The organism is Streptosporangiales bacterium, from assembly GCA_009379955.1.
In the GTDB taxonomy this organism is placed as follows: Bacteria; Actinomycetota; Actinomycetes; order Streptosporangiales; family WHST01; genus WHST01.
Map to the genome: position 1 here is coordinate 1 of WHST01000101.1, position 24,130 is coordinate 24,130.

The window sequence follows — 24,130 nt, forward strand, 5'->3', positions numbered from 1 at the left end:
CGTGATCGTCGATCAACACGTACAGTGCGGTCAGGAGGGTGTTCAGATCTTTGCTCACACATCGAACATGAACACCCTCCCCCACATCCACGGCCACGACGCGCCCAGGCCCTTCAAGGAATCACTCATCTAGGCCGACGCAAGCGCGGCGAGCTCAGAGCTCGACGCCGAGCAGGGCGTCGGTGGCCGCGCGGACCAGGCCGGGGGCCTCGGTGTCGTCGCCCTCGCCTCGGTGCACCGCCTCGGCCCACGCGTCGATCGCCGCGAGTGCGCCCGGCGCGTCGAGGTCGTCGGCGAGTCGCTCGCGCAACGCGGTGAGCACCTCGGTGCCGGACGGCCCGGCAGCTGCCGATGCCGCGGATCGCCATGACGCGAGCCGCTCCGACGCCTCCGTGAGGTCCTCGGCGCGCCACTCCCAGTCCGACCGGTAGTGGTGCGCGAGCACGCCCAGCCTGATCGCCATCGGGTCGGCGCCCTGCTCGCGCAGGTGCGACACGAAGACCAGGTTGCCCTTCGACTTCGACATCTTCTCGCCGTCGAGCGCCACCAGACCCGCATGCGAGTGCACGTACGGGCCACGGTCCCCCGTCGCCACCCGGGCGTGTGACGTGCTCATCTCGTGGTGCGGGAACACCAGGTCACGACCGCCGGCCGCGACGTCGTACGTCGTGCCCAGCTCGGTCAACGCGATCGCCGCACACTCGACGTGCCAGCCCGGCCGACCCGGGCCGAACGGGGAGTCCCAGGACGGCTCACCCTCCCTGGCACGACGCCACAGCTGTGGATCGACGGGATCCTGCTTGCCGGGCCGCTCGGGGTCGCCGCCGTTCTCCGCCGACAACCGCACCATCGCGTCGTGGTCGAGGTGGGACACCGATCCGAAGTCGGGATCGACCCGGACAGGGTAGTAGAGATCACCCTGCAGGTCGTAGACGGCCCCGCTGCCCTTCAGCGTCTCGATCATGTCCGCGATCTGCGGGATCGCCTCCACCGCACCGACGAACGCCGCCGGCGGCACCAGACGCAACGCGACCATGTCGTTGCGGAAGCGCTCGATCTCACGTTCCGCGAGCTCACGCCAGTCCTGGTCGTCGCGTTGCGCACGTTCGAGCAGCGGGTCGTCGACATCCGTGACGTTCTGGACGTACCGCACCTCGTGACCAGCGTCACGCCAGATCCGCACGATGAGATCGGACGCCACGTACGTCGCGGCGTGCCCGAGGTGCGTGGCGTCGTACGGGGTGATGCCACACGTGTACATCCGCGCGGTCGACGACTGCGGTGTGGGAAGTCGTGTGCCGCTCGCGGTGTCGTGCAAGGCGAGCTGCCGCCCCGATCCGGGAAGTCGCGGCAGGGAGGGGGCGGTCCACGAGTCCATGAACGAGAGCCTAACCGGACGTGACGGCAGCCGTGTCCGCTCACACTCGTCCCGGCGACCGGACACCGCTGGGGACCTCACTCGGGGTCTGCACCACTACCGGGGACCCCACGTGGGGGAGGTCAGAACGGTGGCCAGGGGACGGCGGGCCAGTCGTCCGACGGCTCCGGGTGCGTACCCGCGGCGAGCAGCCGCTGCACCCGCGCCCGCGTGCGGCCCACCTCCTCCGCCGACAGCAACGAACCGAGCCGCACCGCCAGTTCTCCGCCCCGGACGAGCTGCCGCGCGAGCTGGTCGAGCGTCCGCACCGCCTCGTCTGGGAGCGGGTCGCCCGCCCACTGCCACAGCACCGTGCGGAGCTTGTCGTCGACGGAGAAGCACACGCCGTGGTCCACGCCGTAGACGTGGCCGTCGGAGACCGGCAGCAGGTGGCCACCCTTGCGGTCGGCGTTGTTGATCACGGCGTCGAACACGGCCATCCGCCGGAGCTCCCCCGACCCGCCGCGGATCAGCCCCACGAGGTCGACGCCCTCGTCCGCGTCGATCCACAGCTGGCACATGCCCGGCCCGAACGGTCCCTCCCGGCGGGCCACCGTCGGCGGGACGATCCGCCAGCCGGTCGCCTCGGAGACCGTGTACGCGGCGACCTCGCGGTCGGCGAGGGTGCCGGTCGGGAAGTCCCACAGCCGCCGCTCCCCCTTGACCGGCTTGTACACGCAGGTGGCCTCGACGCCGTCGAGCTCCACCTGGCAGTAGAACGTCGCGTTCGACGCGTCGACGAGACGGCCCACCAGCTCGAGCTCACCGTGTCGCAACAGCCGCAGCGGATCCTCAGGGACCGCCGACGCGGCCGGGTGCTCGGTCACGTAGCGGGACGCTTGCCGTTGGTCCGCGGACAGACGTGGCCGTCCGCGTCGAGCGGCAGGCCGCAGAAGGGACAGGCGGGCCGGCCGGCGGAGACGAGCGCCTGGGCGCGCTTGCTGAAGGCGCGCGCCGCACCGGGGTCGAGGTGGACGCGCAGCAGGTCGGGGCCCTCCTCATCATCGGCGTCGTCTTCGACGTCGGGTTCTGGCTCGGGCTCGGGCTCGGCGTCGTCGCCCTCCTCGCCCGGCGCCTCCGCCTCGATCACCACCGTGGCGGTGTCGGCGTCCCAGGCGAGCGTGAGCTTCGCGACCCTGAACTCCTCCAGGATCGGCTGATCCAGCGGTTCGAGGTCGTCGATGTCGGACGGCGGCAGTGCCGGGATCGGCGCGTTGCCGCCGGTGGCGCGCAGTACCTCGTCGAGCAGCTCCTCGAGCTTCTCTGCCAGCAGCGACACCTGGATCTTCTCCAGCACGACGCTGGTGACCCGGGAGCCTGCCCTCGCCTGGAGGTAGAAGGCCCGGTCGCCGGGCTCGCCGACGGTGCCCGCGACGAAGCGCTCGGGGTGGTCGAAATCGAAGACCTGTCGCGGCATACGTCAAACCCTAACGGGCGCCACGGCTCACCCGGCGCCACCGCCGACGACCGCGTCGCTCGACGCCTTCCGCCGCCGCTTCCTCGGAGGCGGCGGCACGAGGTCGGCGACGTCGCCGCCCCGGTCGTTCTGCCGGACGACGAACGGTCGCAGCTCGGTGTAACGGATGACGGTCAGTGAGCACGGGTCGACCTGGATGCGCTGGAACAGGTCGAGGTGCATGCCCAGGGCGTCGGCGACGATCGCCTTGATCACGTCGCCGTGGCTGCAGACGAGGTAGGTGGCGTCCGCACCGTGGGAGGCGTTCCACTCCCGGATCGCGTCGACCGCGCGCGTCTGCATGTCGCGCATGGCCTCGCCGTCGGGGAACCGGACGGCGCTCGGGTGCGCCTGGACGGTGCGCCAGAGCGGGTCCTTGCTCAGGTGCTTGAGATCTTGACCCTCCCATTGCCCGTACCTGACCTCGCCGAGGCGTTTGTCCGTACGGACGCGTACGCCGTCGCGCCCCGCCCTGATCGCCTGGGCGGTCTCGCGGCAGCGCTCGAGGGGGCTGCTCACGATGCCGGCCAGCGGGACGGGCGCGAGGCGTTCGGCGAGTGTCGCCGCCTGCCGGCTGCCGGTGTCGTCGAGGTGGACGCCGGGGGTCCATCCGGCCAGGACGCCCGCGGTGTTCGCCGCCGTGCGGCCGTGGCGGACGAGCAGCACCGTGGTCACGCCGGCCACCCTATGCGATCAAGGAACGAGGGTGGAGAATGCGCGGATGCTCGTCGACTGCGCGATCTACCGGCACGGGAACCGCGAGACCGCACCCAAGGATCTCAGCGACGCGCTCGACGAGGCGCGGTCGAAGGACGGCTTCCTGTGGGTCGGCCTCTTCGAGCCGAGCCAGGCCGAGTTCGACGACGTCGCCGCGGAGTTCGACCTGCACGAGCTCGCCGTCGAGGACGCCGTCGTAGCGCACCAGCGTCCCAAGCTGGAGCGCTACGACCACACCCTCTTCTGTGTGCTGAAGACGATCCAGTACATCGACGAGACGTCCGACATCGAGGTCGGCGAGATCATGGTGTTCGTCGGTGACGGCTTCGTCATCACGGTGCGGCACGGCGAGGGGAACCCGCTCGGCGACGTCCGCCAGCGGCTGGAGACCGAGGACAACGAGGTGCTGACCCACGGGCCCGGCGCCGTGTTCTACGCCGTACTCGACCGGGTCGTCGACTCCTACGAGGAGGTCGTCCAGGAGCTCGAGATCGACATCGACGAGCTCGAGCAGATGGTCTTCTCCGCCGACCGCAGCAACGACGCCGAGCGGATCTACAAGCTGAAGCGCGAGGTGCTCGAGTTCCGTCGCGCGGTCTTCCCAATCGTCGACCCGGTCGGCACGCTGGCGACGAGCCACCCGCACATCAAGGACGCCGCGCGGCCGTTCTTCCGCGACGTGCACGACCACCTGCTCCGTGTCCGAGAGCGCGTCGAGGGCTTCGACGCGCAACTCACCGACATCCTCAACGCCAACCTCGCGCAGGTGAGCGTGCGGCAGAACGAGGACATGCGCCGCATCTCCGCCTGGGTGGCGATCGTCGCCGTCCCGACGATGGTCGCCGGCATCTACGGCATGAACTTCGACCACATGCCGGAGCTGAAGTGGGTCATCGGCTACCCGCTGGCGATCCTCGTCATGGTGGTCGCATGCGTCACCCTCTACCGCATCTTCAAGCGCAGCGGCTGGCTCTAGCGTCGGCGTCGTAGGATTTGCCAGGTGAGCCCACGCATCGCGACCAACGACACCGTCGACCTCGCCGAGCTGCTGGCCTTCCTGCGCGAGCGCAAGCACGGCGTCCTGCTGACCACCCGCGGGGACGGCGGCCCGCAGGCGTCGCCCGTCACCTACGGCGTCGACGGGTCGGGACGCGTCGTGGTGTCGACGTACCCCGAGCGGGCGAAGACCCGCAACGCGAAGCGTGACCCGCGGGCGAGCCTGGTCGCGCTGTCCGAGGACTTCGACGGTCCGTGGGTGCAGGTCGACGGCGACGCCGAGGTGCTGGACGGCGAGGAGGCCGTCGAGCCGCTCGTCGAGTACTTCAGGGTCATCTCGGGCGAGCACCCCGACTGGGACGAGTACCGCACGGCGATGCGCCGCCAGGGCAAGTCCCTGGTGCGCCTCACCCCGCGCCGCTGGGGTCCTGTCGCGACCGGCGGCTTCCCGGCGCGGCTCGCCTAGGAGGCTGCGCCGCCGTACGTGCCGAAGTTCCAGACGTTGCCCTCCGGGTCCTTGGCGACGTAGTCGCGGGAACCGTAGTCCTGGTCATACGGCTCCTTGACGATCTCGGCGCCCGCCGCACGTGCGGTCGCGCAGTGCGTGTCGGGATCCTCGACCACGACGTAGAGCGCGGTCCTGTCGACGTGCTCGACGATCTCGTCGTACTCGCTCGGGCGCTCCTGACCGAGCATGACCGAGGTGCCGCGGTAGTCGAGCTGGGCATGCTCGACCACGCCGTCGTCGCCCCGGTACGCCACCACCTCGGTGAAGCCGAACGTCTTGCTCAGGAACGTGATCGCCGCGGCCGCGTCCTTGTACCTCAGGGTCGCGAAGATGCTCTGCCTCGGGTTGTCGGGCACGTCGTCCTCCCTCGTCGGGTATGTGTCGTCACCGTACGGCTGCGCCCGCGACCGCGTCTTGGACGAATGGGAACTCAGCCCTCGGCGTCGACGAGGGTGGGCGGCGGAGGGACACCGACGAGGCTCGGCGGACCGCCGGCCAGCGCGCGGAACTCCCGGTCGAGATGGGCATGGTCGTAGTAGCCGCAGGCGAGCGCGACGTCGGTCAGCGACCGCGCACGGCCCGAAGAGAGCATCCACCTGGCGCGGGAGAAGCGGACGAGCCGGCCCACGGCCTTGGGGCCGAGCCCGATCTCGGCGCGGAACCGCGCGGCGAGGTGGCGCCTGCTCCAGCCGATCTCGCGGGCGAGGTCGGCGACCCGTACGGTCCCGCCGGTGCGGTGGATCGTCTGCCACGCCTGTGCGACCTCGGGAGTGGGCGCGCGGGTCCCGGCGAGCCGTCTCGACAAGATGTCGTCGAGCAGCGCGAACCGGCTGCTCCAGTCGGGAGCCTCGGCGAGGCGTTCGGCGAGCTCGTCACCGGCGCGGCCGAGCAGGGCGTCGAGCGGCACGACGTCGCCGGTGAGGGCGTCGAGGCGGACGTCGAGCAGCGCACCCGCGGCGAGCGGTGACAGGTCGACCTGGAGCCCCGCCTGGTGACCGTCGTGCGCGATCACCCCCGGGCCGTCGTGCAGGCCGGCGACGAACGAGCCGAACGTGCCTCCGGCCTCGTCCGAGCCCGGCATGCGTTCCATGCGCAGCTCGTCGCCGAACGTCAGGATGAGGGTGATCGTGGGGGCAGGCAGGACCGTGTCGGAGACCGGCTCGCCCGAGTCGACGACGAAGCCGTGGTAGTCCGCGACGGCGCCGTGCAGCACGGGTGCGGGAGCGCGCGTCCACATGCGCCACGAGCCACGGTACGTGCCCTCCTCGACCGCACTCGACCCACCCATACCGTCGAGTGTGCCTCACGGCGCGGACAGTCAGCGGGCCTGGAGCACGCCCGCGTACACGAGCGCGAGGACGAGGGCGCCGAGCGCCACGCGGTAGACGACGAAGACGATCGTCGAGTGCCGGGCGAGGAACCGCAGCAGCCACGCGATCGCGGCGTACCCGGAGGCGAACGAGACGACCGTCGCGACGAGCGTCGGCAGCCAACCCACACCGCCTGCGCCGAGGGCGTCCTTCAGCTGGAACAGGCCGGACGCGACGACGGCGGGGATGCTCAGCAGGAACGAGTACCTCGCCGCGGCCTCGCGGTTCAGGCCCATGAAGAGCCCGCCGGTGATGGTCGACCCCGACCGCGAGACGCCGGGGATGAGTGAGAGCACCTGGAACGACCCGATGACGACGGCGTCGCGCGTCGTCAGCTGCTCGAGCGGACGCCGCTTCGCCCCCACCTTCTCGGCGACGAGCAGGACGAGCGCGAACACGATCAGGACCGTCCCGGTGATCCGCAGGTCACGGGCGGCCGTCTCGATCTGGTCGCGGAAGGCGAAGCCGAAGATGCCGATGGGGATGGTGCCGAGCCCGATGTACCAGCCCATCCTGGCGTCGAGCTCGCCGCGCAGCTCGCGCCTCCACAGGCTGCGGAACCAGGTCGACACGATGCGCACGATGTCGCGCCAGAAGTACACGACGACGGCGAGCATGGTGCCGAGCTGGATGACGGCGGAGAACGCGGCGCCGGGGTCGTCCCAGCCGAGGAAGGCGGGGACGATCCGCAGGTGCGCGGTGCTCGAGATCGGCAGGAACTCGGTCAGGCCTTGCACGATGCCGAGGACGATCGCCTGCAGGACGTTCACGGGGTACTAACTCCTGAGGGGGGAGAACTGTCGAGGGACCGAGGGCACACCCTAGGCGAGGCCGGCTCTGGCGTGTGCGGCGGCCGCGGTGCGCAGCATGGCGAGCTGCTCGTCCTCCGACGCACCCTGCGGTGTCACCGCGAGCGTCGTGACGCCGGCGTCGGCGTACGCGGCCATGCGGTCGGCGATGCGTGCCTCGTCGCCCAGCAGCGTCGTCTCGTCGAGCAGCTCCATCGGCAGTGCCGCGCCCGCTCCGGCGTAGTCGCGGGCGAGGAACCGGTCCTGCACCACGGCGGCGGCCTCGCCGTATCCCATGCGCGTCGCCAGCTCACGGTAGAAGTTGCGCTTGCGGCTCCCCATGCCGCCGACGTAGAGCGCGGTGTACGGGCGGACGACGTCGGCGCACGCCGCGACGTCGTCACCCACCACGAGCGGGGCGGTCGCGACGACGTCGAACCCGGCGAGATCACCGCCGGCCCGGTCGCGACCGGTGCGGATCGCCGCGAGCGTGTCGGGCAGGTGGCGGGCGGAGACGAAGATGCCGAGCCAGCCGTCGGCGATCTCGCCGGTCAGCTCGAGGTTGCGCGGCCCGAGCGCGGCGAGGTAGACGGGCACCTGCTCACGCACCGGGTGCACGGTCATGCGCAGTGCCTTGCCCGGTCCGTCCGGCAGAGGCAGCCGGATGTGGCGTCCGTCGTAGCTGACCCGCTGCTTGCGTTCGAGCGCCATGCGCACGACGTCGACGTACTCCCTGGTGCGTCCGATCGGGTCGTCGAACCTGACGCCGTACCAGCCCTCGGATACCTGCGGGCCCGAGACGCCGAGGCCGAGCCGGAACCTGCCGTTCGACAGCGCATCGAGCGTGGCGGCCGTCATCGCGGTCATCGCCGCGGCGCGTGCGGGTATCTGCAGCACGGCCGACCCGAGCTCGATCCGCTCGGTCTGCCCGGCGAGCCAGGCCAGGACGGAGACGGCGTCGGAGCCGTACGCCTCGGCGGCCCACACCGACGCGAACCCGAGCTGCTCCGCCTCGGTGGTGAGCCGGAGCCCTGTCGTCGCTTCGTTCCGCGCACCCCAGTAACCGAGGTTCAGTGCCAACCGCATGGCCGGAGCCTATCCGGGTACACCCGAGCCGATAACCTCGCCGCCATGGAGCAGCGATACCTCGGCCGCAGCGGCACGCGCGTCTCACGCCTCGGCCTCGGCACCGTCACGTGGGGCCCTCAGGTCGACCAGCACGAGGCCGGCGAGCAGCTCCGCGCGTTCCTCGACGCCGGCGGCACGCTCGTCGACACCGCCGACGTGTACGGGCACGGCGAGAGCGAGCGGATCATCGGCGGCCTGCTGCGCGAGGTCGTCGACCGTGAGGAGATCGTGCTGGCGACCAAGGCCGGGCTCGTCGAGGGCGACCGCCGCGCCGACCTGTCGCGGCGCCACCTGCTCCGCGCGCTCGACCAGTCGCTCGCCCGTCTCGGCACCGACCACGTCGACCTCTGGTACCTGCACCAGTGGGACCCCGCCACGCCGTACGAGGAGACCCTCGCCGCGTGCGACATCGCGGTGACGTCCGGCCGGGTCCGTTACGTCGGTATCTCGAACTTCTCCGGCTGGCAGACCGGCACCGCCGCGACCTGGCAGCGCAGCCACCCCGCCAGGGCCGACATCGTCGCGACGCAGGTCGAGTACTCGCTGCTGCAGCGCGGCGTCGAACGCGAGGTCATGACAGCGGCCGTCGAGCACGGGCTCGGCGTCCTCGCCTGGGGCCCGTTGGGACGCGGGGTGCTCACCGGCAAGTACCGCGGCGGCGGCGTCCCCGCGGAGTCGCGCGCCGCGATTCCCCAGTACGAGCCGTTCGTCCGCGAGTACCTCTCCGAGGACCACAGCCGGGTCGTGAACTCGGTGGTGACCGCCGCGGAGGGCCTCGACACGACACCGCTGGTGGTGGCGCTCGCCTGGGTGCGCGACCGTCCCGGCGTGACGTCGGCCGTGGTCGGCGCCCGTACGGTCGCCCAGCTCAAGTCGTCGCTGCAGGCCGAGGAGATCACCCTGCCCGACGAGATCCGCCGCGCGCTCGACGACGTGTCGGCGCCCGCGCTCTCCTATCCGGAGCGCTGAGGCCGCACGACGTACCCGGCGACGACGTCGGCGCAGGCCCCCACGTCCGTCCGGGTCGTGTCGACCTCGACGTCGTAGCTCACGCCGTCGTGCACGACGGTCGCCTGCGACGCGGCCATCCCACCGATCCGGTCACCCCGCGCGGCCTCGCGCGCCGCGGCGACCTCGGGATCGCACCTGACACCGACCCAGAGCACCTCGAGCCCCACCAGGGCCGTCCGCCAGCGGTCCTGCGAGCTCGGGCCGCCGAGGAACACGTCGTCGACGATCACGCGGGCACCCGCACGCGCCATCGCCGCGACGCCCTCGGCCCAGGCGACGTCGAGGGTGCGGAAGACCGGGCCGACGGAGATCTCGCCCTCCGCGGCGAACTCGATGCCCGCATCCGACTCCTGCATCGCCGCCGGCATCGCCCGGATCAGGTCGTCGACACCGAGGGTCAGCCACGGCTCGGGCAGGGTGTCCTGCAGGCACCGCGCGAGGCTCGACTTCCCCGAGCTCGACCCGCCATTCAGCACGATCACGTCAGTCGCCACGGCACGCAACCTACCCACCACCCGCGGCCCCGCTTCCCCGTCCCGCAGTGCGGGACCCACCCGGCCGGCTGGTCGGCGAATGATCATGTTCAGTGGGTGGATACGCACTTCCCACGGCCCATGCGCCATATTCAGGACGGGTTCACCAACTGAACATGATCATTCGCCGGACGGCCCGGGCCGGGCGGCGGGCGGACGGGTAGGCCCTCTGCAGCGGCGGGTGGCCCGTCGCGGCGGGAGGGTCGGGGTGGGTGTGCGGTCGTCCACATTCGCGGGTCGTCGGCGTCGCGACGGGCGTCGGCGTCGTAGGGTCGCTGTGTCATGAGCACCGAGACCTCTCCCTCCTCCGCGGACGTGTTCGCCGCGTTCTGCGCTGCCGGCCTGTGGCCCGGCTGCGGGGCGAAGCTCGCCGGCAAGGTCGCGGCGAGCGGCATCACCCACCCCGACAAGGTCACGCCCGGCCTGCTCAAGGACGTCGGCGGGGTCGGCGAGAAGCGCGCCGGCCGGCTCGTCGACGCCCTCGACAAGGCCAAGCCGGTCTACGACGCGGCGGAGGTGCTCCACGCCGCGGGCGCGCAGGTACGCCTGGCCGCCGCGGCGGTCCGCCGGCTCGGGCCCGGCGCGGCCGCCGTGCTCGGCGACGACCCGTGGCGGCTGCTCGATCTGCCCGGCGTCCAGCCGCCCGAGGTCGACGCGTTCGAGCGCCGCGTCATCGCCGGCGCCGCCCCCGACGACCCGCGGCGGGCCCGGGCGCTCGTCGTCCACCTCCTCGCCCGGATGGCCCGCGACGGCCACACCACCGCGCCCGCCGCGTCGCTCGGTCCCGAGCTGAGCCGGCTGCGCGCCGACCCCGACACCGCGATCGCCGCCGCGCTCGACAGCGCCGACGTGCTCGACGTCTCGAGCGGCGACGACGACGGCGGGGCGACGGGGTTGCTGGCACTCGCCCGCTACGCCATGGCCGAGGACGGCGTCGCCGAGGCACTGCGCAGGCTCGAGGCGACCGCCGAGGTGCTCTGCGAGCCGGATGGCATCGACCCGGTGGCCGACGGCCTCGACCCCGCGCAGGTAGAGGCGGTACGCGAGGTCGCGGCGCACGGCGTCACCGTGCTCACCGGCGGACCTGGCACCGGCAAGAGCCGCACCGTCGCCGCGGTCGTCCAGCTCGCCGAGAAGCTCGGCGAGACGATCGCGCTGGCCGCCCCGACCGGCCGTGCCGCGAAACGCATGGAGGAGCTCACCGGCCACGAGGCGACCACCATCCACCGGCTGCTCGGTGCCTATCCGGCCGGCGAGACGGGGGTCTCCCGCGACTACGCGTTCGCGCGCGGCGAGGCGTGGCCGCTCGACGCGTCGGTCGTCGTGGTCGACGAGGTCTCGATGCTCGACGTCGAGCTCGCGTCGTCGCTCCTCGACGCCTGTGCCGACGGCACCCACCTGCTGCTCGTCGGCGATCCCGCGCAGCTCCCGTCCATCGGGCCTGGCCGGGTGCTCGCCGACGTCATCGACTCCGCCCGGGTCCCGGTCACCGAGCTGACGACGCTGCACCGCCAGGCCGAGGGCGGCGCGATCGCGCGCCTCGCCATCGCCGTGCGCGGCGGCGACCTGCCGGCGGTCGACTCCCCCGACCGCGAGGTGGTCGTCGTGCCCGCGCGCGACGCCGCCCTCGCGTCGCACCGGGTAGTCCAGCTCGTCACCGACTCGATCCCGCGGGCGCTGTCGATCGACGCGGCCGAGGTTCAGGTCGTCACGCCGGTCCACCGCGGGCCCGCCGGCACTGTCGCGCTCAACCTGGCGCTGAAGGCCCAGCTCAACCCCGGCCGCGGCGAGCACCGCGGCTTCGACGTCGGCGACCGGGTCGTGGCTACCGCCAACCACCCGGACGAGGGCTTCGCCAACGGCGAGGTCGGCACCGTCACCGGAGTCGAGGACGACGGCCTCGCGATCACGTTCGCCACCGGCCCGACGATCGTGCCGTTCAAGCACCTCGGCGACCTGCTGCACGGCTGGGCGATCACGGTGCACCGCGCACAGGGGTCGGAGTGGCCTGCCGTCATCACCGTGCTCCCCCGCGAGGCCACCGGCATGCTGTCGCGGCCCCTCGTCTACACCGCGCTCACCCGCGCGAAGGCGCACCTGTCGATCGTGCACGCGGCCGGCCCCGCGGTGGCGCATGCCGTCCGCACCATCGGCGAACGCCCCCGCCGCACCCGCCTCGCCGACCTCCTCCGCGACGGCTGACCGTACGGCCGGCGCGACCTACCGCGCTGACCCGGTGGTCAGGACGGCCGCGCCGTCGACCTCGGCGGTGAACGTCAGGCCGCCGTCCGACGCGCGGGCCGCCGCGACGTCGAGGCGGTCGCCCGGGTAGACCGGGGCGGCGAAGCGGGCCGCGAGCCGGCGCAGCTCCGCCGGGTGCTCCCCCACCGCCTCGGCCGCCACGCGCGTGACGACGCCGAGCGTGCAGAGCCCGTGCAGGATCGGCCGGTCCAGACCGTAGCCGGCGGCCGTGGCGGGGTCGACGTGCACCGGGTGTCTGTCACCGGTCAGCCGGTACAGCACCGCCTGGTCGCGGCTCGTCGCGTACGACTGTCGCAGGTACGCGCCCACCGGCTCGGTCGCCCGACGCGACTCTCCGCGCGGTCCGCCCCAGCCGCCGAGGCCGGGCAGGTAGATCGCGTACACCGCGGAGAACCACCGGCAGTCGACCGCGATGTCGACCATCGACGCCCTGCCCTTGTCCCACACGTCCGCCACCCGCGCCGACATCTCGACGGTCGCGGACGCCGGCAGCGGCTCGCGGACGTCCAGCGTCTGCGCCGCGTGCAGCGACGTCATCCGGTCGTACGCGCCCAGCCCGCCCGCGGCCTCGACCGCCCACAGCCCGAGGGTGAGCGCGAACGTCGGCAGCACCCGCAGGTGCGGCTCGTACACGAGGTCGAGGTCACCCGCGCCCGCACCGACGGCGACCGCGTAGAGCATCACGTCGCGGTCGCCGTACGTGGCGGTCCGCACGCCGAGATCGGTGCCGGCGAGGTCGGCGAGGCCGGTCATCGTCGCTCCCGCACGGCGCGCAGGGCGGCGACCCGGTCCGGCGCCGCGAGCAGTCGCTCCCTGACCTCGTGCCAGCGGGACAGGTCGACGTCGCCCTCGTCGAGGTCGACGAGCAGGCCCTTCACCGCCGCGACCACGGCGGGAGACGCACCGGCCTGCCGCTCGGCGAGGGCCGTCGCCGTCGCCACCGCACGACCGGCAGGCACCAGCTGCCCGACGAGTCCACCGTCGTACGCTTGCCGCGCGTCGAGCCGGTCGCCGGCGAGCAGCAGTCGCACCAGGGTCTGCCGCGGCAGCCGGCGGTGCCAGTGCGCGACCGCCGCCGGGTTGTAGAGGATGCCGAGCCGCGTCGCGGGCACGGCGAACGCCGACGTCTCACCCGCCACCACCAGATCGCACGACACCGCGAGGTCGACCGCGCCGCCCATGCAGGGTCCGTCGACCGCGGCGACCGTCAGCGCCGGCGTTCGCCGCAGCAGCGCGAGGGTCTCCGCGATCGCCTCGTCCACCCCGAGGTCAGCGACCGTCCCGGTCAGCTCGGTCAGATCGGCGCCCGCGCTGAACGCCTCGCCGGCACCGCTGACGATCACCGTGTTGACACCCGGGTCGACCCGGACCAACGCCTCGCGCAACGCCGCCAGCATCGCGTCCGACAGGGGGTTGCGGCGTGCCGGCTCGTGCAGTTCGAGGTGGACGTAGCCGGTCCCCGCCGTCGCCCGGACGAGCCCGTCCGTCACGCCGGCTCCCGCAGGACCATCCGCTGCCAGCGTGTGGTCATCGCCGTGCGGTCGAAGGCGAGCGCCTCCTCCAGCTCCTCCGCGACGTCGAGCAGCATCGCGTCCCTCCCACTCGCTCCGACCAGCTGGATGCCCACCGGCAGTCCACCGACGAGACCGCACGGCACGGTCAGCGCCGGCGTGCCCGCTACGTTGAACGGCGAGGTGTAGGGGAACGCGCCCCACAGTCGGCTCACGCACTGCCCACCGACGCTACGCGGCCGGTCGCCGAGCGGGAACGCCGGCACCGCGACGGCCGGGCACGCGAGCACATCGACCGAGGCGAACGTCTCCGCGATCCGCGCGCGGAACACCGGCAGTCCGGAGAGCGCCGCGGAGACCTCGGCGGGATCGAGGTCGCGGCCCGCGACGAGGGTCCTCCGCTCGTACCCGGTCAGCCGCTCGGGCACGAGGTCGAGCAGGTGACCGCGCTCGCGGTGCTCCTCCGCGAGGACGAGCGGCGCGAAGATCCGCTGCCACCCGTCCACGGGCACGTCGACCTCCTCGACGTGGTGGCCGAGGTCGTCGAACCGCCGCACGGCCTGCGCGACGCAGGCCGCGACCTCGGCGTCGGCCGGCGCACCACCGGGCCGCGCGCACCAGCCGACTCGCAGGCCGTCGTGTCGCGCGCGCTCGACGACCCGGTCGGCGAGGACGCCGACGACGGTCCGCGCGTCCGCCACCGTACGGGTCAGCGATCCGGGGCTCGCGAAGTCGCTCATCGTGCGGAACCCGTGCTCGTCGGCGCACCGGCCGAGGGTGGGCTTCACGCCGACGAGTCCGGTGAACGCCGCGGGGATGCGGATCGAGCCGCCGCCGTCCGACCCCACGGCCACGGTCGCCAGGCCGCTCGCGACCGCGGCCGCCGAACCACCGCTCGACCCGCCGGCCGTACGGGTCGGGTCCCACGGGTTGGCGGTGTCGGGCCCGAGCCGGTTGTCCGTGGTCGCCGACTGGCAGAACTCGGGCGTGTTCGTCTTGCCGAGGAGCACCGCACCCGCGGCGCGCAGCCGCCGCACCACACCGGAGTCGTGCGTCGCGACGTGGTCGGTCAGCAGCTCGGACCCGCAGGTGGTGACCGCGCCGGCCACATGGAAGACGTCCTTCACTGCCACCGGCACGCCGAGCAGCGGCGCCTCCTCACCTCGCCGGTACGCCCACGCCGCGTCGCGCGCCTGCTCCCGTGCCTGGTCCGTCAGGACCGAGAGGTACGCGTGGACCTCACCGTCGTACCGCTCGATCCTGCGCAACGCCTCCTCGGTGACCTCGACAGGTCCGACCTGACCCGACCGGTACGCGCCGACCAACTCGGCGACGGACCAGAACAGCGGCGAGTCAGGCATGCGGTGCCACGCCCCCGCTGATGCCGTAGACCTCGCCGGTGACGTAACCGGAGTCGTCCCCGGCGAGGAACGAGACGAGCGCGGCGACGTCCGCCGGCTCACCCACCCGGCCGACGCGCGACCGGTTCTCCGCATAGCCGCTGAAGAAGCTGTCGGGGTAGACCCGGCGGAGGAACTCGTTGTAGATCAGCCCTGGCGCGACGGCGTTGACCCGGACGCCGTGTCGGCCGTTCTCGGCGGCCGCCACCCGGGTGAGGGCGAGCACGCCCGCCTTCGCCGCCGAGTACGCGGCGCCGTGCTCCTCGCTGCTCTCCCAGGCCGCGATCGAGGAGACGTTCACGATCGCCCCTGACCCGCGCTCCACCATGACCGGCAGCACGTGCCGCATGCAGTGGAACGTGCCGCTCAGGTCGACATCGAGGCACCGGCGCCAGGTCTCGACCGACATCTCGGCGACCGGCTCGATCCTGCTCCACCCCGCGTTGTTGACCAGGACGTCGACGGTCCCCTTCTCGGCCACCACGTCGTCGACCACATGACCGACCGCGTCGTAGTCGGTCACGTCGAGCGTCCTGGCGAGGAACGGCCGGCCGAACTCGTCCTCGAGTGCCCGCGCCAGCTCACCGCACCGGCGCTCGTGCGCATCGGTGACGACGACGTCCATGCCGTCGGCGGCGAGCCGGCGCGCCACCGCGGCGCCGATCCCGGCACCTGCCGCCGCGGTCACCAGCGCGACCTTCCCGGCCATCAGGCACCACCTCCCAGCGCCGGGATGACGTGTTCCGCGATGTGCGCCAGCCGGCGCCGGCGTCCACCGGACAGCAGCGCGAACGTGATCCGGTCGACGTCGAGCGCCACCAGGTCGCGCAGGCGCCGTACGCAGGTCGCGGTGTCGCCCGCGATCGCGACCGTGCGCACGAAGTCGTCGCTCACGATCTCCCTGTGGTCGGCGTGCAGCGAGAGGTGGTCGACCAGGTGGTACGCCTTTGCCGCCGCGGCGAACTGCGGCCGGAACGCCTCCCACGACGGTGGCAGGTGCTTCCACACGTGCATCGTCGCGGCCTGGCTCGTCGCCCATGCGCGGACGTCGTCGAGCGCCTTCGCCTCGCCGTCGTCCACGCTCATCGTGACGAGCAGGTCGACGGTGACGGCGGATCGCGGACGTCCCGCCCGTTCCAGTCCTTCGCGCAGGTGGTCGAGCTGCCAGGCACAGACCTCGGGGTCGGCGGCGCCCATCAGGATCGCGCCGTCGGCCTTCTCTCCCGCGAGCCGGAGCATGCCAGGCTGCGAGACGGCGACGTAGATCGGCAACTGCCGCCGCGCCGTCCGCAGCTGGACGCGCGTGCCGTACAGGTCGACCTCGTCACCGGTGAACAGGGTGCGGAGCTCGTCGATGCCCTGCCGCAGGTCGCCGAGCTTGGACGGCGGCATGCCGGCGCCGTACGTCGCGGACCATCCGGCGCCGAGGCCGAGCATCGCCCGGCCGCCGGTGAGCTCGTCGAGCGCCGTCATCGCGTTCGCGGTGACGGTCGGGTGCCTGGTCGCCAGGTTCGTGACGGCGGGGCCGATGTGCGTCCTCGTCGTCGCGAGCGCCGCCAGTGTCATCGCCGTGTAGACGTCCTTCATGCCCAGCTGGAAGTCGATGTACCACAGCGCCTCGTACCCGTGCCGTTCCGCGTCGGCGGCGATCTCCGACACGTTGCCCAGCGGCTCGCGCGGGCTCACGCCCATCGAGAGACCCCAGCGGTTCACGACGCCTCCCTCAGGTCGAGCAACCGCCGCAGCAGCTCGGTGACGCTCTCGGGACGGTCGACGTTCATCAGGTGCCCGGCACCCGCGACCTCGTGGTAGCCCGCGTCCGGCAGGGAGTCGAGCAGGATGTCGGCCGCCTTCCTCGGACAGAACGCGTCGCCGTCGGCACCGATCACGTCGACGTGGCACCGCACCCGCCCCAGCTCGGGAGTGAGCGGTGACTCGCGCAGCCCGGCCATGGCGCGCGCGGCGTTGACGTAGCCGGCGCCGCCGCCGACGGCCGCGACCCGCTGGTCGACCACCGCGTCGACGGTCTCCGCGTCCGCCTGCACGACGGCGGCCGCGGTGTCGTCGTGCAGCGCGGCGCGCACGGCGCCGGCGTTGCCGCTCTGGACGAGGGCGATCCGCTGCTCGTAGAACCCGACCGCCGCGCGGCCCACGACCGACGACGTGCCCAGCACGACGGCGCGTGTCACCAGGTCGGGACGGTCGACGGCGGCCCGCAGCACGACCGTGCCGCCGAGGGAGAACCCGACGCAGGCAGCGGGACCCGTCAGGCCCTCCAGGAGTGCCACGAGGTCGCCGCCGAGCTGCGTGAGCGTGCCGTCCGCGGCACCGAGCCCCGTCTCGCCGTGCCCGCGCAGGTCGTACGCGACCGTGCGGCGTCCTGGCAGCTCCCGCTGCGCCTGCGGCCAGCTGCCCCGGTCCTCGGCGAGCCCGTGCACCAGGACGACCGGGGGTCCGCTGCCGTGATCGGCGTACGCGACGTCGATGTCTCCGAGCCTCATGCGCCTCCTCCCGCCAGCGTCTCGCGCAGCACGTTCTTCCTGATCTTGCCCGCCGCGGTCCTCGGCATCGCGTCGACGGAGAACAACCGCTCGGGCCACTGTCGCTTGGGCAGGCCGCGGTCCGCGAGCCACCGGCAGACCTCGTCGAGCTCCAGCGACGCGCCGTCGGTCACGACGACCGCGCCGATCCGCTCACCGAGCCGCTCGTCGGGGACGCCGATCACCGCCACGCTCCTCACGTGCGGGTGCGCGGCGAGCGCGTCCTCGGTGGGCAGCGGCGAGACGTTCACGCCGCCGCGGATGACGAGGTCCTTCAGCCGACCGGTCACGCGCACGTAGCCGTCGGCGTCGAGTACGGCGAGGTCACCCGTGCGGAAGAACCCGTCGTCGGTGAGCTGCTCCTCGAACAGGTCCTCCTGGCCCGCGTACCCGACGCAGACGCCGGGACCGCGCATGACCAGCTCGCCCTCCTCGCCCGTCGCGCCGACGCCGTCCGCGGTCAGCACCCGCAGCTCGAGGCCGGGCAGCGGCAGCCCCGCGGTCGAGGCGCGCTTGTCGGCCGGGCTCGCCTGGGTGCAGGTCGTCACGCCACCCTCGGTCATGCCCCACAGGACGGAGAACAGCGTGCCCGGCGATGCCGTCTCCGCGGCCGTGACCAGTGACGGCGGCACCGGCGCGCCACCGCACAGGAAGGTCCGCAGCGCGCCGAACGGGTGCGCGCCGGCGTGGACGAGGTCGGTGAGGAACGGCGTCGCCGCCGCCGTGAACGTGCACCCGTGCCCGGCGAGCAGCCCCGTCGCGACCTGCGGGTCCCACCGGTCCTGCAGCACCAGCGGGGCGCCGTTCCACAACGCCAGGCGCGAGCCGTGCCATGCGCCGACGCTGTGCCCCAGCGGCGACGGCATGAAGATCGGGTCGGCCTCCCCGAGCCCGAACCGCTCGGTGAACGCGGCGTTGACCGCGCCGAGCGTCCGCTCGGAGTGGGCGACGGCCTTGGGGCGTCCGGTCGTGCTGGACGTGAACATGACGTGGTCGACGCCGGCCGGAACGGGCCGGGCCGGACCGTCCGTGTGGCGGACCGTACGGACGCCGTCCAGGCTCACGACCGTGCGCGGGCGGACGCGCTCGACGATGGACGCGAGCGTGTCCTCGTCGGTGGTGACCGGCAGCGTGGCCGGCACGGCACCCAGGCGCAGGCAGGCGAGGTAGGCGACCTGCCACTCCGCGACGTTGGGCAGGTGGATCAGCACCACGTCGCGCGCGTCCGTGCCGGCCGCCGCGAGCCCGTCCGCCAGCGCGCCGCTCGCCGCCCAGAGCGCCTCGTGGGTGAGCCGGCGTCCCGCGGCGTCGGCCACGGCGAGGTGCCCGGGACGCCGTCGCACCGTCTCGGCGTAGCGGTCGAGCACCGACACGTCGGACCACCAGCCGCGCCGGACGTACTCGGTGGCGTGCGCACGTCGCAGGTTCGTTCGCGGCCGTGCGGGTGGTGCCATGCCCCGCATCGTCGCCGACCGCCCGACGCCACGTCAAGAGAGCGACGTCGCTTTTTCTTAATGCCGATGTCGCCGTTGCGGACTCCGCCGATTAGCATGGCTCTCCGCCGTCCGGGCGTACGTCGTCTCGTCGAGAGGAGCCGCGGTGCCGGCCGTTCCCACGACCCCCAAGGGTCTCAGGACCCGCGAGCAGATCCTCGCCGCCTCGCGCCGGGTCTTCGCCAGGTCGGGATTCGTCAACGCGCGGATGAGCGACGTCGCCGCCGAGGCCGGCCTGTCGCTCGGCGGGCTCTACCGCTACTTCACCAACAAGGAGAGCGTCTTCGCCGAGCTCATCGCCGACGTCCACGACGAGCTGTACCGGGCCAGCAGCGCACCCGACCACGACTTCGCCACCGATCCGCGCAGCGCGCTGTTCGCCGCCAACCGCGGCTACCTCCAGCACTACTACGACAACCGCGACGTCATGCGTGCCTTCATCGAGTCGTCCACCGTCGAACCGCGCTTCCGCACGATCTGGTGGCAGATGCGTGATCGGCACGTCGACCGGTTCCTGCACGTCCTGACCACGGCCTACCCCGACCACGAGCTCGAGCAGACCGACGCCAGGCTGGCCGCCGAGGCGATGGCCTGCCTGGTCGAGCACTCGGCGTACGTCTGGTTCGCCCACGACGAGATGCGCGACGACAAGGTCGACGTCGACGACGCCGCGACCACCGTCACGCAGGCCTGGCACCGCACCTTCTTCGGCACCGCACCGCGCTGACCAGAAACCGACGTCGCTGTCGCAAAAAAGCGATGTCAGTGTCTTGACTTTGCCCGGCGACCGGACGCACGATGCCGTACCAACGGCACGGGGCACGAGGACGCGGAGGCACCACCATGGGCGAACCCGTCACGGTCCACCGGCGGGCCGCCACCCCGAGCCGCGCCAGGAGCGCGGTGATCGGCGCGTGGCTCGCCTTCTACGTCGACCTCTTCGACATCTACCTGCCGATCGTGGCGCTGGCCCCGGCGATGGCGTACTTCCTCTCCCCCACGCTCGGTACCGGAGCGACCGCGCTCGCGACGGGCGCGATCTTCGCGGCCACCCTGCTCGGCCGGCCGGTCGGCGCCTTCATCTTCGGCCGGTTCGCCGACACGGTGGGGCGCCGGCGCACCACGCTGGTCGCCGTCACCGGCGCGGGCGTCGCCACACTGCTCATGGCACTGCTGCCCGGGTACCAGGCCTGGAACGCCTTCGCGCTCGTCGCGTTCGTCGCCCTGCGCTTCGTCGGCGGCATCTTCCTCGGCGGTGAGTACACCGCCGCCAACCCCCTCGCCATGGAGTCGTCCCCGCCGGGAAAGCGCGGCTTCTACGGAGGGCTGATCAACTCCGGGTTCCCGCTCGCCAACGCGTCGGTGTCGCTCATCACCCTGCTCCTGCTCACCGTCCTGCCGGCCGGCGACCTCGACTCGGCGTACGTCCAGTGGGGCTGGCGCATCCCGTTCGTGTTCGGCGCGCTGCTCTCGTTCGGGCTCGTGCTCTACTACCGCAAGTCGGTCGCCGAGTCGGAGATCTTCACCAAGGCGACGACCGTCAAGGCGCCGATCAGGACACTCTTCTCCCGACCGAACCTGCCCAGCTTCCTCCAGGTCCTCCTGCTGATGACCGGGTTCTGGCTGTCGCTGCAGCCGGTGACCGCCGCGCTCCCCGCCCTGCTGCGCGGCGAGGTCGGCGGACTCTCGGACACCGAGACCACGCTCGTCCTCGCCGTCTCGTTCATCCTGCTCGCCCCCGCGCAGATCGCGTCCGGCGTGATCAGCCAGCGGATCGGCCGGCGCAGGTTCCTCGTCGCCACTGGCGTGCTCATCGCCGTCGTCGCGGCCGCCGTGCACGTGGTTCTGGTCCAACTCGCACCGGCCGGGTTCGTCGCGACCTTCGTGCTGACCGCGCTGCTCATCCTGCTCGTCATCGGGCCGTGGGGGGTGCTGCCCTCGTACATCAACGAGCGCTTCCGTACGGGCGTCCGCGCGTCCGGCTACGGCCTGGCCTACAGTCTCGCCGTCGTGCTGCCGTCGTTCTACGCCTTCTACCAGGCCGGACTCGCGACGGTGCTGCCGTTCGCCTACACCGGCGTCGTCCTCGTCGTCGCCGGCGGGCTGCTGGTGCTCATCGGCGGCGCCTGGGGTCCGGAGACCCGCGACGTCGACATGGGCGGCTCGACGGATTAGCAACACCACCCGCACACGCCCCTGACACTCCCCGAACATCCACGCGCCACGGTGGACGCATGGTCGACGCCGTGGACGAGCGGACAGCCGTCGCCCGGCTGCTCCGGCGCACCTGCTTCACCGCGTCCGCCGACGAGATCGACGACGCGGCGAGGATCGGCTGGGACGCCGTCCTCGCCGGCGTGCTGTCCACCGCCGGCGACGACGCGGGAGTCCGGGCGACCCCCGTCCCCGAGCTTCCCGCCCTGAACCGGCCGGATATGGGCGACGAGCAGGACGAGGACGCCAGGCGCGCGTACACCAGGGGGGCACGCGAGCAGATGGACGACGTCCGGCTGTGGTGGCTGGATCGGATGGTCGCGGCGGACCGTCCGTGGCGGGAGCGGCGCACGCTGCTGTGGCACGGGCACTGGGCCACGTCGTTCGCCAAGGTCAGGAGTGCCTCCGCGCTCCTCGCGCAGAACGAGACCGAGCGTCGGCTCGGCGGCGGCGACTTCCGCGCGCTCGCCCGCGCGATGGTGCGCGATCCCGCCCTGCTCATCTGGCTCGATGCGGGCAGGAACAGGCCAGGTGCGCCGAACGAGAACCTCGCACGGGAGCTGATGGAGCTCTTCGTCCTCGGTGTGGGCAACTACGCCGAGACGGACGTCCGCGAGGCCGCCGAGGCACTGACGGGATGGCGGGTCATGCGGCGCGAGGACCCACCGCGGGTGCGGTACGCCCCGCGGCTGCATGCAGGGGGTACGCAGCGGATCCTCGGGCACACCGAGGCGTTCAGTGACAGGAGCCTCGTCGACCTGCTCGTGTCGCGACCCGAGTCCGGGCGCTACCTCGCCACCCGACTGTGGGGCTGGCTCGTGTCCCCGAGCGAGCCGGCGGACGCGAGCCTGCGGCGCGTCACGGAGGCGTACGGGGCGGGCCGCGACCTCACCGCACTGTTCCGAGCGCTGCTGTCCGATCCCGCGCTCGGGCAGGCCGACTCCGTCCTGGTCAGGCAGCCGGTCGAGTACGTCGTCGGCGCGATGCGGGCGTTGCGACTGCGCCCCTCGACGCTCGACGGCAAGGCCGCGAAGGCGCTGCTGGCCGGGTTGCAGGCGCTCGGCCAGCTTCCCTTCCAACCACCGAGCGTCGGCGGCTGGCCGAGCGGTGGCGCGTGGCTCACCACGTCTGCGGCCAGGGCCAGGCTCGCGCTCGGCCTGCGCCTGGCCAGGGAGGCCGACCTGTCGGACCTCGAGCGCACGCCGCGGAAGGAGCGTCCAGAGGCCGTTGCGCGCACGCTCGGCGTCGAGCGGTGGACCGCCCGCACGAAGGTCGCGCTCGACGACGCGGCCGGCAACCCCGCCGAGCTCACCGGGCTCGCGCTCGCGGCACCCGAGTACGTCGTCGGCTGAGGAGGCAGCACGTGGACACCGTCACCCGTCGCAGGTTCCTGCTCGCCAGCGGCGTCGCCGCGGGCACCGCACTCGCCGCCGGGGCGACCACCGTGTCGGTCCGTGAGCTGGTCCGCGCCGGCCGGGCGGATCCGCTCGACCCCGACAGCGCCATCCTCGTCCTCGTCACCCTGTACGGCGGCAACGACGGCCTCAACACCGTCGTCCCGGCGGGCGACACGGCGTACCAGGACTCGCGGGCGGACCTCGCGTACGGCCAGGACGAGGTGCTCGACCTCGGCGACGGTCTCGGGCTCAACCCGTCGATGAAGGGGTTCAAGGCGCTCTGGGACGCCGACCGGCTCGCCGTGGTCCGCGGCGTCTCGTACCCGCGCCCGGATCACAGCCACTTTCGGTCGATGGCGATCTGGCAGTCCGCGTCCCCGCAGGGACAGGTGTCCACCGGCTGGCTCGGCCGGTGGCTCGACGCCACGGGCCGTGACCCGCTGCGCGCCATCGCGGTGGGGTCGACGCTGCCGCCGATGCTCGCGGGCGCCCACGTCGCCGGTGCGGCTCTCCCGCTGACCGGTATCGACATCGGCGCCCACCGCCGCGCGCAGCTCGCCTGCCTCGGCCGGGCCGAGTCCGGCGAGCCCGACCTGCAGGGGCGGGCGGCCGGCGCGAACAAGGACCTGCTCAGGCTCGCCGACGTCACCGGCAGAGACGCGTCCCCGCGGCCGACGACGTCACCCGACGACGACGCCGACGACGAGGGCGGCTCGGGCGGCGCACGCGAGGGCGCGCTCGCGAGGCAGCTCGCCGTGGTCGCCCGGTGCATCGCCGCCGGCGCGCCCACCAGGGCGTACAGCGTCAGCCTCGGCGGGTTCGACACGCACTCCAACGAGAAGCGCACCCAGTCGCGGCTGCTCGGTGAGCTCGACGAGGCGGTCGCCGGCTTCCTCCACACCGTCGGCGGCGGAGCCCGTGGCGCGAACGTCGTCGTCGCCGTGTACTCCGAGTTCGGCCGGCGGGTCGCCGCCAACGGCAGCCAGGGCACCGACCACGGCACGGCCGGGCCGATGTTCGTCGCGGGCACCAAGGTCAAGGGCGGCTTCTACGGCGAGGACCCCAGTCTGACCGACCTCGACGACGGCGACCTCAAGGCGACGACGGACTTCAGGACCGTCTACGGCGAGCTCGTCGAGGGCGTCCTGGGCACGGAGGCGGGCCGGGTGGTTGCCGGCGCGGGCGACCAGCTCGGCTTCCTCCGCTGAGCCGTCCCCCGGCGCCCCGGGGCGGGCGCCGGGGGACTCATGACACTAGTAGTACTTTGTTATGTCGAGTCTGCGGGGGTGGGTGGGCGTGGCAGGACGGGTTGCAGGCAGAGACGGCAAGCGCCGGTCCAGACGCCGAGTAGGGCCTGGAGTTCGCGGAGGACGGCGTAAAGAGTCAGGC

Annotated in this window: 24 protein-coding genes; 8 read left to right on the top strand and 16 right to left on the bottom strand. The window is 72.7% G+C overall.

Going from position 1 to position 24,130, the window contains the following annotated elements; translation table 11 throughout:
- Positions 1–154 precede the first annotated feature (154 nt).
- The 4 genes from GEV10_24075 to GEV10_24090 all read right to left on the bottom strand — a co-directional run bounded on the left by GEV10_24075 (position 155) and on the right by GEV10_24090 (position 3,557).
- Complete coding sequence (locus tag GEV10_24075) at positions 155–1,378, bottom strand: cysteine--1-D-myo-inosityl 2-amino-2-deoxy-alpha-D-glucopyranoside ligase (protein MQA81522.1); 1,224 nt, start codon at positions 1,376–1,378, stop codon at positions 155–157.
- Between the two features lie 122 nt (positions 1,379–1,500).
- Positions 1,501–2,244, bottom strand: coding sequence for an SCO1664 family protein (locus tag GEV10_24080; GenBank protein MQA81523.1), 744 nt, complete (start codon positions 2,242–2,244; stop codon positions 1,501–1,503).
- Positions 2,241–2,834 carry a DUF3090 family protein gene (locus GEV10_24085; GenBank protein MQA81524.1) on the bottom strand — a complete coding sequence of 198 codons (594 nt, stop codon included), beginning with the start codon at positions 2,832–2,834 and terminating at the stop codon, positions 2,241–2,243. The genes GEV10_24080 and GEV10_24085 overlap by 4 nt, the downstream gene beginning before the upstream one ends.
- A 27-nt stretch (positions 2,835–2,861) precedes the next feature.
- The gene (locus tag GEV10_24090; protein ID MQA81525.1) at positions 2,862–3,557 is read right to left on the bottom strand and encodes an MSMEG_4193 family putative phosphomutase; all 696 of its coding nucleotides are present in this window, start codon (positions 3,555–3,557) and stop codon (positions 2,862–2,864) included.
- Positions 3,558–3,594: 37 nt separating this feature from the next.
- Here GEV10_24090 and corA point away from each other — a divergent pair, with 37 nt between their 5' ends.
- Both corA and GEV10_24100 read left to right on the top strand, forming a co-directional pair.
- On the top strand, positions 3,595–4,566 hold the full coding sequence (gene corA / locus GEV10_24095; protein MQA81526.1) for a magnesium/cobalt transporter CorA: 972 nt from the start codon (positions 3,595–3,597) through the stop codon (positions 4,564–4,566).
- A gap of 24 nt (positions 4,567–4,590) precedes the next feature.
- On the top strand, positions 4,591–5,052 hold the full coding sequence (locus tag GEV10_24100; GenBank protein ID MQA81527.1) for a TIGR03618 family F420-dependent PPOX class oxidoreductase: 462 nt from the start codon (positions 4,591–4,593) through the stop codon (positions 5,050–5,052).
- On the opposite strand, the gene GEV10_24105 is transcribed toward GEV10_24100, so the two are convergent.
- The 4 genes from GEV10_24105 to GEV10_24120 all read right to left on the bottom strand — a co-directional run bounded on the left by GEV10_24105 (position 5,049) and on the right by GEV10_24120 (position 8,338).
- Positions 5,049–5,450, bottom strand: a complete 402-nt coding sequence (locus GEV10_24105) for a hypothetical protein (GenBank protein ID MQA81528.1) — start codon at positions 5,448–5,450, stop codon at positions 5,049–5,051. The two genes, GEV10_24100 and GEV10_24105, sit on opposite strands and share 4 nt — an antisense overlap.
- A 74-nt stretch (positions 5,451–5,524) precedes the next feature.
- A complete protein-coding gene (locus GEV10_24110) occupies positions 5,525–6,382 on the bottom strand; it encodes a helix-turn-helix domain-containing protein (protein MQA81529.1) in 858 nt (285 codons plus the stop codon).
- Positions 6,383–6,412: 30 nt separating this feature from the next.
- Complete coding sequence (locus GEV10_24115; protein ID MQA81530.1) at positions 6,413–7,234, bottom strand: undecaprenyl-diphosphate phosphatase; 822 nt, start codon at positions 7,232–7,234, stop codon at positions 6,413–6,415.
- A gap of 51 nt (positions 7,235–7,285) precedes the next feature.
- Positions 7,286–8,338 (bottom strand): LLM class F420-dependent oxidoreductase, encoded by a 1,053-nt coding sequence (locus tag GEV10_24120; protein ID MQA81531.1) that lies wholly within the window; start codon positions 8,336–8,338, stop codon positions 7,286–7,288.
- 45 nt (positions 8,339–8,383) lie between these two features.
- Between GEV10_24120 and GEV10_24125 the strand changes: the two genes are divergently transcribed.
- Positions 8,384–9,349 carry an aldo/keto reductase gene (locus tag GEV10_24125; protein ID MQA81532.1) on the top strand — a complete coding sequence of 322 codons (966 nt, stop codon included), beginning with the start codon at positions 8,384–8,386 and terminating at the stop codon, positions 9,347–9,349.
- Here the strand turns inward: GEV10_24125 and cpt are convergent.
- Positions 9,334–9,873, bottom strand: coding sequence for a chloramphenicol phosphotransferase CPT (cpt, locus tag GEV10_24130; protein ID MQA81533.1), 540 nt, complete (start codon positions 9,871–9,873; stop codon positions 9,334–9,336). The two genes, GEV10_24125 and cpt, sit on opposite strands and share 16 nt — an antisense overlap.
- A gap of 333 nt (positions 9,874–10,206) precedes the next feature.
- On the opposite strand from cpt, the gene GEV10_24135 reads away from it, so the two are divergent.
- A complete protein-coding gene (locus GEV10_24135; GenBank protein MQA81534.1) occupies positions 10,207–12,126 on the top strand; it encodes an AAA family ATPase in 1,920 nt (639 codons plus the stop codon).
- Positions 12,127–12,144: 18 nt separating this feature from the next.
- Here GEV10_24135 and GEV10_24140 read toward each other — a convergent pair whose 3' ends face one another.
- The 7 genes from GEV10_24140 to GEV10_24170 are packed head-to-tail and all read right to left on the bottom strand — an operon-like array spanning position 12,145 to position 19,100.
- On the bottom strand, positions 12,145–12,939 hold the full coding sequence (locus GEV10_24140) for an enoyl-CoA hydratase (GenBank protein MQA81535.1): 795 nt from the start codon (positions 12,937–12,939) through the stop codon (positions 12,145–12,147).
- Positions 12,936–13,838: a hypothetical protein gene (locus GEV10_24145; protein ID MQA81536.1), complete on the bottom strand. Its 903-nt coding sequence runs from the start codon at positions 13,836–13,838 to the stop codon at positions 12,936–12,938. Before GEV10_24145 ends, GEV10_24140 begins: the two co-directional genes overlap by 4 nt.
- Positions 13,673–15,058 (bottom strand): amidase, encoded by a 1,386-nt coding sequence (locus GEV10_24150; GenBank protein ID MQA81537.1) that lies wholly within the window; start codon positions 15,056–15,058, stop codon positions 13,673–13,675. The genes GEV10_24145 and GEV10_24150 overlap by 166 nt, the downstream gene beginning before the upstream one ends.
- A complete protein-coding gene (locus GEV10_24155; protein ID MQA81538.1) occupies positions 15,051–15,806 on the bottom strand; it encodes an SDR family oxidoreductase in 756 nt (251 codons plus the stop codon). Before GEV10_24155 ends, GEV10_24150 begins: the two co-directional genes overlap by 8 nt.
- Positions 15,806–16,810 carry an LLM class flavin-dependent oxidoreductase gene (locus GEV10_24160; GenBank protein MQA81539.1) on the bottom strand — a complete coding sequence of 335 codons (1,005 nt, stop codon included), beginning with the start codon at positions 16,808–16,810 and terminating at the stop codon, positions 15,806–15,808. The genes GEV10_24155 and GEV10_24160 overlap by 1 nt, the downstream gene beginning before the upstream one ends.
- A complete protein-coding gene (locus GEV10_24165; protein ID MQA81540.1) occupies positions 16,807–17,598 on the bottom strand; it encodes an alpha/beta fold hydrolase in 792 nt (263 codons plus the stop codon). Before GEV10_24165 ends, GEV10_24160 begins: the two co-directional genes overlap by 4 nt.
- Positions 17,595–19,100 (bottom strand): AMP-binding protein, encoded by a 1,506-nt coding sequence (locus tag GEV10_24170; GenBank protein MQA81541.1) that lies wholly within the window; start codon positions 19,098–19,100, stop codon positions 17,595–17,597. The genes GEV10_24165 and GEV10_24170 overlap by 4 nt, the downstream gene beginning before the upstream one ends.
- Before the next feature lie 136 nt (positions 19,101–19,236).
- On the opposite strand from GEV10_24170, the gene GEV10_24175 reads away from it, so the two are divergent.
- From GEV10_24175 to GEV10_24190, 4 genes are all read left to right on the top strand, one after another.
- The gene (locus GEV10_24175) at positions 19,237–19,857 is read left to right on the top strand and encodes a TetR family transcriptional regulator (protein ID MQA81542.1); all 621 of its coding nucleotides are present in this window, start codon (positions 19,237–19,239) and stop codon (positions 19,855–19,857) included.
- Positions 19,858–19,973: 116 nt separating this feature from the next.
- Entirely contained in the window at positions 19,974–21,305 is a 1,332-nt protein-coding gene (locus GEV10_24180; GenBank protein ID MQA81543.1) for an MFS transporter, read from the top strand.
- 59 nt (positions 21,306–21,364) lie between these two features.
- The gene (locus GEV10_24185) at positions 21,365–22,696 is read left to right on the top strand and encodes a DUF1800 family protein (GenBank protein ID MQA81544.1); all 1,332 of its coding nucleotides are present in this window, start codon (positions 21,365–21,367) and stop codon (positions 22,694–22,696) included.
- 11 nt (positions 22,697–22,707) lie between these two features.
- Positions 22,708–23,949, top strand: a complete 1,242-nt coding sequence (locus tag GEV10_24190; protein ID MQA81545.1) for a DUF1501 domain-containing protein — start codon at positions 22,708–22,710, stop codon at positions 23,947–23,949.
- The last annotated feature ends 181 nt before the right edge of the window (positions 23,950–24,130 follow it).